This window comes from Pseudomonas khorasanensis (genome assembly GCF_014268505.2).
GTDB classification, from domain to species: Bacteria; Pseudomonadota; Gammaproteobacteria; order Pseudomonadales; family Pseudomonadaceae; genus Aquipseudomonas; species Aquipseudomonas khorasanensis.
Map to the genome: position 1 here is coordinate 1 of NZ_JABWQP020000061.1, position 342 is coordinate 342.

Here is a 342-nt window from a genome sequence, read left to right on the forward strand (position 1 = left end):
TTTGCCGTTGGCCTCCAGGCGCTCTTTCATCGCCTTGATCGCCTTATTGTGTTTCAACGCCACCATGCCAGGCATGTAAAGGCCTGCACGCAGCCGTGCTGACCCTACTCTTGAGATCAGGGTATGACCTTTGAACTTTCCTGATTCCTGCAGCTTTGGATTGAGCCCCGCAGCAGCGACCAGTTGGCGAGGATCACTGTATTTGCGCAAGTCACCCAGTTCGGCCAGCAATCGCTCAAGCGTTTTTTGTCCGATGCCGTCGATGGTTACGATCAGATCCCGCATCTGACGCATATCCGGGTCGTCATCGATGTGTTTTTTGATCGCCTTATGCGTTTCTAC

General features: G+C 53.2%; 1 protein-coding gene. It reads right to left on the reverse strand.

Translation table 11 applies throughout. The annotated features are described in order from the left end of the window. The coding region (locus tag HU727_RS25590; protein ID WP_217847166.1) for a transposase at positions 1 to 342 on the reverse strand (342 nt) is incomplete at both ends.